General features: G+C 71.4%; 6 protein-coding genes. 5 read left to right on the top strand and 1 reads right to left on the bottom strand.

From position 1 onward, the window contains the following. Positions 1-27 precede the first annotated feature (27 nt). Entirely contained in the window at positions 28-1,245 is a 1,218-nt protein-coding gene (locus ABZ070_RS34280) for a pyridoxal phosphate-dependent aminotransferase (RefSeq protein ID WP_356639753.1), read from the bottom strand. Positions 1,246-2,076: 831 nt separating this feature from the next. On the opposite strand from ABZ070_RS34280, the gene ABZ070_RS34275 reads away from it, so the two are divergent. From ABZ070_RS34275 to pyrE, 5 genes are all read left to right on the top strand, one after another. Continuing rightward, entirely contained in the window at positions 2,077-2,634 is a 558-nt protein-coding gene (locus ABZ070_RS34275) for a DUF2617 family protein (RefSeq protein ID WP_356639751.1), read from the top strand. A gap of 53 nt (positions 2,635-2,687) precedes the next feature. Further along, positions 2,688-4,280: a polyamine aminopropyltransferase gene (locus ABZ070_RS34270; RefSeq protein ID WP_356639749.1), complete on the top strand. Its 1,593-nt coding sequence runs from the start codon at positions 2,688-2,690 to the stop codon at positions 4,278-4,280. 77 nt (positions 4,281-4,357) lie between these two features. After that, the gene (locus ABZ070_RS34265; protein ID WP_356639747.1) at positions 4,358-5,281 is read left to right on the top strand and encodes an SRPBCC domain-containing protein; all 924 of its coding nucleotides are present in this window, start codon (positions 4,358-4,360) and stop codon (positions 5,279-5,281) included. Between the two features lie 19 nt (positions 5,282-5,300). Further along, positions 5,301-6,113, top strand: a complete 813-nt coding sequence (locus tag ABZ070_RS34260) for an aldose 1-epimerase (protein ID WP_356639745.1) — start codon at positions 5,301-5,303, stop codon at positions 6,111-6,113. A 24-nt stretch (positions 6,114-6,137) separates the two neighbouring features. Beyond that, the gene (gene pyrE, locus ABZ070_RS34255; protein WP_356639743.1) at positions 6,138-6,677 is read left to right on the top strand and encodes an orotate phosphoribosyltransferase; all 540 of its coding nucleotides are present in this window, start codon (positions 6,138-6,140) and stop codon (positions 6,675-6,677) included. Positions 6,678-6,733: the final 56 nt, after the last annotated feature.

Here is a 6,733-nt window from a genome sequence, read left to right as displayed (position 1 = left end):
GAAGACCGTGTCGACCGTTGCGAGCCCCTAGTCGGTGAGCCGTGAGTAGGAGACCAGTGACTTCAGGCGCGCGACCGCCTCCTCGAGGACGTCGGCGCGCTTGCAGAACGCGAAGCGGACGAACGGGGCGCCCTGCTCCCGGTGGTCGTAGAAGACCGCGTTCGGGATGGCGACCACGCCGCAGCGCTCCGGCAGCGCACGGCAGAACGCAAACCCGTCGGATTCGCCCAGCGGCCGGATGTCGGTCGTCACGAAGTACGTGCCCGCCGGACGGCGCACCCCGAAACCGGCCGCGGCGAGACCCTCGCTCAGCAGATCGCGCTTCGCGCGCAGGTCCGCACGGAGCCCGTCGTAGTACGCGTCGGGCAGGCGGAGCGCCTCGGCGACCGCGTACTGGAACGGGCCCGCGGAGACGTAGGTCAGGAACTGCTTCGCCGAGCGGACCGCCGTCACCAGTTCCGGCGACGCGGTCACCCAGCCGACCTTCCACCCGGTGAACGAGAACATCTTGCCGGCGCTGGAGATGGTGACGGTGCGCTCGCGCATGCCGGGGAACGACGCCAGCGGCACGTGTTCGCCCTCGAAGACGAGGTGCTCGTAGACCTCGTCCGTGATGACGAGCAGATCGCGCTCCACGGCGAGCGCGGCGATCGTCGCGAGCTCCTCGCGGGTGAGGACGGTACCGGTGGGGTTGTGCGGGGTGTTGACGAGCAGGACGCGGGTCCGGTCGGTGATCGCGTCACGCAGCTCGTCGAGGTCCAGGCGGAAGGCGGCGTCGTGCGGGCGCAGGGTCACCGGTACGCGTACGCCGCCCGCCATCGCGATGCACGCGGCGTACGAGTCGTAGTAGGGCTCCAGCGCGATCACCTCGTCGCCCGGCTCCACGAGGGCGAGCAGCGCGGCCGCGATCGCCTCGGTCGCGCCCGCCGTGACCAGGACCTCCGTGTCGGGGTCGTGGTGCAGGCCGTGGAAGCGCAGCTGGTGCTCCGCGATCGCGGAGCGCAGCTCGGGGACCCCGGGGCCGGGCGGGTACTGGTTGCCCCTGCCGTCGCGGAGCGCCCGTACCGCCGCCTCCCTGACCTCCTCCGGTCCGTCGGTGTCGGGGAATCCCTGGCCGAGGTTGATCGAGCCGGTGCTCAGGGCCAGCGCAGACATCTCGGCGAAGATCGTGGTGCCGAACTCCGCCAGCCTGCGGTTGAGCAGCGGGCGCGGGCCCTGGTCGCGTGCCGTCCTGTCCGTCGTCATGGCCGCCATCCTGCGCGGAACCTCTGGAGTTGCTCAAGTCTGCTTTGGGGCCGCGCGGCCGAGGGCATCCCCATGCCACGCAGATAAGCGGCCCGTAAAACAAGAAGCGGTCACGCAACGTCGCGGGGGTCTCTCCCCCAGGGCCTTCGGCCTGGGAGGTACCGCCACGGGGGACAGAAGGACGGTGGGAATGATGACGGGATTCTGGATCGGGTTGATCGCGATCTTGATGGTGATCGTGGTGATCGTGGCAGTGAGCGCGTCCGGTTCGGGCGGTCGCAAGAGCGGCCGCGGCCGCCGCAGCAGCGGCAGCTGGTGGGCGGGCTCCGGCAGCTCCGGCGGCACCAGCGGGGGGTGTGGCAGCTCGTCGTCCTGCAGCAGCAGCTCGTCCTGCGGAGGCGGCGGCGGGTGCGGGGGCGGAGGCAGCTGACACGGGGCAGCTGACTTCGCAGCCGGTGAATGTGCCCGGCGGGTGTGCCGACCGCACGACCAACACCCGCCGGGCATATTCCTGTTGGGAGAATGTCCGGCCGGAGTGTTGACTTCATGGCCGGGTATTCCGTTGAACAGTTGAACCGTTGGGCCCCCGAGGGGATGGAAACCACGTCAAGTTGGGTAAAAACGCTGTGGGCGCCGTCCACTTCGTGATTTTCTCCCTGTCGGAACCTGTTGGATCCATCCAGCCCTCGGACCTCACGTGGACCCGAGCAGGCCACCCCCCACACGTCCAGAGTCTGTCCGGCAGATCGCGGCCGGGCAGGCCGTGCACTCCGTGCCGGAGTGCCGGTCCACGCGTCCATCCCCGCCGAAGCGCGCTTGCGGAGCCGACCCATGCTCACGACCATCGATACCGCCTACACCGACACCCGTGCCGACGATCTCGCCTGGGCGCTGGGCAGGGAGCCGCTGCCCGCTCTGGCCGTACTCAACCTCGAACTGGCTGATTTCAGATTGCAGTTGAGACTTCTCGGCGCGTCCCATCAAGTGCTGCTCGAGGAGGGGGAGGGCGCCTGTTCGGAGACCGTCGCCTGTATCCCCGGCAGCAGCACCCCTCTTCCGCTGGGCGTGGCGAAGCGGCTCGGCGACTGGGAGTACGAATTCGCGGCCCGGGTCGAGACGCTGTCGCGGCGTGCGTTCGCCGGCCGCGCCCAGGAGTTGCTGGCGCTGGTGGCCGACCATCCGCACGGCCTCGCCGGTACGTTCCCCGGTTCGCCGCACGCGTTCACCGCGTTGGTGGCGCAGGGCGGCGAGGGCGAGGTGCGGTGGCGCACCTGGCACGCGTATCCGCAGGAGGGCCGGCTGGTCGTCACGCGTACACGAGTGGGCGCCCTGCAGCCCGCCTTGCAGGGCGGCAGCGCCGAGCATCACCCCGAGCCCACGGGCGCGTAGTTGACGCGTGTGGGTGACGGGCGGTGCGTCTGTCGTGACGTAGCGTTTCCGGCGTGATCGACCGGACGCAGCTCTCGCCGCCTCAGGGCATGGTGCCGCTTCCCGTGCGTCCGGACGCGGGCCGCCACATCGTGCTGGCCGTGGTCTTCGTCTGCGCCGCGTGCGGTCTGGTCTACGAGCTCGAGCTGGTCGCTCTGGCCACGTACTTGCTCGGTGATTCGGTCACGCAGGCGTCTGTCGTCCTGTCGGTGATGGTCTTCGCGATGGGCGTCGGATCACTGCTCGCCAAGCGGCTGAGCTGCCGGGCCGCCGTCGGATTCGGGTTGCTGGAGGCGGCGCTGGCGCTGGTCGGCGGGACCTCGGCGATGGTGCTGTACGCGTCCTTCGCCTGGTTCGGCGAGTCCCGGCCGGCGCTGGTGTGCTTCAGTCTGATCATCGGGGTCCTGATCGGCGCGGAGATGCCGCTGCTGATGTCGCTGATCCAGCGCATCTCCCGGCGGGACGCGGACGGCACGGTCGCCGACCTGTTCGCCGCGGACTACGTGGGCGCTCTCGTCGGCGGGCTGGCCTTCCCGTTCCTGCTGCTGCCGTGGCTCGGCGAGCTCACCGGCGCACTGGTGACCGGCGCGGTGAACGCGGTGGCGGGCGGGGCGGTGGTGTTCTGGCTCTTCCGAGGCGAACTCACGGCCCGTTGGCGGGTACGGCTGATCGCGGTCAACGTGCTGGTGCTGACGCTGCTCGCGGGTGCCGCCGTACTGGTCGACGACTTCGAGCAGGCCGCACGCCGCGCGGTCTACGGCGACGACGTGCGGGTCGCCGTGCGCACGGGGGTCCAGGAGGTGGTGCTCACCGGCGGGCCGTCCGAGCCGCCGGACCTGTTCCTCAACGGGCGGTTGAAGGTGCGTGGCCGAGACGAGCACCGCTACCACGAGGCGCTCGTCCACCCGGCGATGCGCGGACCGCACGAGCGCGTCCTGATTCTCGGCGGCGGCGACGGACTGGCGGCGCGCGAGGTGCTGCGCTACCCGGACGTCCGCACGCTGACCGTCGTCGAACTGGACCCCGAGGTCGTCCGGTTGGCCCGTAACGAACCCGCGCTGACGAAGCTGAACGAACATTCCTACGAGGACCCGCGGGTCAGGGTCGTCACCGCGGACGCGTTCTCCTGGCTGCGCGGGCACCGGGGGACGTACGACGTGATCGTCTCCGACCTGCCCGACCCGGGCATCACCGCGAGCAGCAAGCTCTACTCACTGGAGTTCTACGGGCTCGCCCGGCGCGTCCTGGCCGACGACGGCCGGTTCGTGGTCCAGGCCGGGCCCACCGCTCGGCCGCGCAACTTCTGGACGGTCGACGCCACGCTGCGCGCGTCCGGCTTCGCCACCAGCGCGTACCGGGTGCGCGGTACCGCTTCGGGCGCGGTGAGCGGCCCGGACCGGTTCGGGGCCCTTGGGGAGGCGTCCGCGGACTGGGGCCTGCTGCTCGCGGCGGAGGGCGGTGCTCCGCACCTCGGTCTCGGGGCCGACACGCCGCCGCTGCGCTCGGAGGCCGAGGCCACGCTGGAGCAGGACGCCCTCGCCGCGGAGCGCACCAGGGTGCCGGGTCTCGTGCCGTCGACGCTGGTCCGGCCGCGCTACGCACACTGACCGGCGGCGCAGGCCGGGTACGCGCCGGGCGTCGGAAAGGCAGACGCGGCGCGCCGTGCTGAGTAGGCTCGGATCCCATGGAGCATGAGGTGTTCGTTCCGGTACCGGCTGAGACCCTCCGACAGACGCTGCGGGACCCCGCCCGGGTCGCCCGCTGCATCCCGGGGCTCCAGCGGGACGCAGACGACTCGGCCGGCCCTCTCGCCGGGCGGTTCAAGGTCAGGGTCGGCGGTCACACCATCACCTACCGCGGTGCCTTCCACATCACGGAGCAGGACGGCGGAGGGGGCGGGGTCTTCGCGGTCGAGGGCGAGGGCGCGGAAGCACGCGGCACCGGCTCGGTGAAGCTCACGCTGATGATCCGCCCGCAGCCGACCGACGGCGGTACGACGATGACGTTCACGGCCTCGGCGCGGGCCGAGGGCCGCCTGGCCGACCTCGCGGCAGGTATGAAGGTGTCCGCCGCGCACCGGCTGCTCGACCGGTTCGCCGAGGCGCTGTCGGCCGCCGCCTTCGAGGACCCGGAGTCCGCCCGTGGCGCCGAGGGCGCGGCCGAGCCGGCGGCGGAGAGCTCCGACGCCGACGCGGCCGCGCACCCCGGTTCGTCCAGGGCCGACGAGTCCGGCGACGCGTCCGACGAGACCGGTGGGTCCGTTTTCGACACGCCCGTCCCTCCCCCCTCGCTCCGCCCCGACGCCGACGACGAGTTCGACGACCTCGACGACGTGGACGACGTAAATGCCGTCGACGGCATCGAGAGCATCGACGATCTCACCGCCCTGCCCGACGCGGTCCCGGCAGAGGCGGCCCATGCACGGCGCACCATGATCGGCCGCAGCGCCGAGGAGGTCGACCACGCGCCGCCGCGTGGGCGTTACGCACCCACACCCGCGCCCGACGCGGGCTCCGCGGGCGCGACCCTGCGGTGGCTCGCGCCCGCCGCGGCCCTCGCACTGGCATCGGCGGTCGTGGTCGGCAGGGCGCTGCGCCGTCGGAGGTGACACGCCGTAATGTCGGGGTGTGAGTAGCGAAGAGAGCATCCGGCTGGCCGCCGGTGACGTCGAGTTGACCGTGCATCCTTCGATCGGCTGCCGCATCGGGAGCCTGCGCATCGGGGGCACCGAGGTGCTGCGCCAGGGCGAGCGGTACGGCGCGTTCCCCATGGTTCCCTGGTGCGGCCGGACGCGGGACGGGCGGTTCCGCAACGGCGACGTGGAGCACCAACTGCCGCTCAACGCACCGCCCCACGCCATCCACGGCACCGGCCGCGACACCGCATGGCGCACCGCCAGGGCCGGCAAGAACGAGGCGGCTTTCACCTACGACCTGGCGGACCCGTGGCCGTACAGCGGGCGCGTCACGCAGACCTTCGAGCTGGCGGACGACACGCTCACGGTCAGGATGGGCGTGGAGACGTACGGGACGTCGTTCCCCGCCCAGGCCGGCTGGCACCCCTGGTTCCTGCGGAGGCTGGCCGACGGTGCGGGCGAAGGCGAAGGCGAGGACGTACGGGTCGACTTCACCCCCGAGTGGCAGGAGGAGCGCGGCGAGGACCATCTGCCCACCGGCAAGCGCATCGCCCCGCTGCCCGGCCCGTGGGACGACTGCTTCGGGATGCCCGACGGAGTCGCCGTGACCCTCACCTGGCCCGGGCAGCTCGAGCTGACGGTCAGGAGTTTGGCCGAGTGGGTCGTGCTCTACGACGAGCAGCCGGAGGCGGTGTGTGTGGAGCCGCAGTCGGGTCCACCGAACGGTCTCAACACCCACCCCCGCCTCGTCACGCCGATCGAGCCGCTGGAGATGGCGACGACCTGGACCTGGCGACGGCTGTGAGGCGACGGCTTTAAGCTCATGGGCATGACTGACGTACGTGCTGAGCTGCTCGAGCAGATCAAGGACAAGGCCGTGGTGCACGGCAAGGTGACCCTCTCCTCGGGGATCGAGGCCGACTGGTACATCGACCTCCGCCGGATCACGCTCGACGGTGAGGCCGCGCCGATGGTCGGTCAGGTGATGCTCGACGCCACCGCCGATCTGGACTACGACTGCGTGGGCGGTCTGACGCTGGGCGCCGACCCCGTGGCGACAGCGATGCTGCACGCCTCGGCCGCGCGCGGGAAGCGGCTCGACGCGTACGTCGTCCGCAAGGCCGGCAAGGCGCACGGCATGCAGCGCCGGATCGAGGGCACGGACGTGAAGGGCCGCCGCTGCCTGGTCGTCGAGGACGTGTCCACCACCGGCGGCTCGCCGCTGACCGCCGTCGAGGCGGTCAGGGAGGCCGGCGGCGAGGTCGTCGCGGTGGCCGTCATCGTCGAGCGCGGCGCCGCCCCCAAGATCGCGGAGGCAGGTCTTCGTTACGTCAACGCGTACTCGCTCGAGGAACTCGGCCTCGCCTGATCATGGCCTGACCTGCGCATACATCCAGGGGCGCCCTGTTTCACGTGAAACAGGGC

It is taken from the genome of Streptomyces sp. NPDC006283, from assembly GCF_040613325.1.
Lineage (GTDB): Bacteria > Actinomycetota > Actinomycetes > Streptomycetales > Streptomycetaceae > Streptomyces.
The sequence above is the reverse complement of the archived record's forward strand: the minus strand, read 5'-3'. Positions and strand labels throughout refer to the sequence as shown.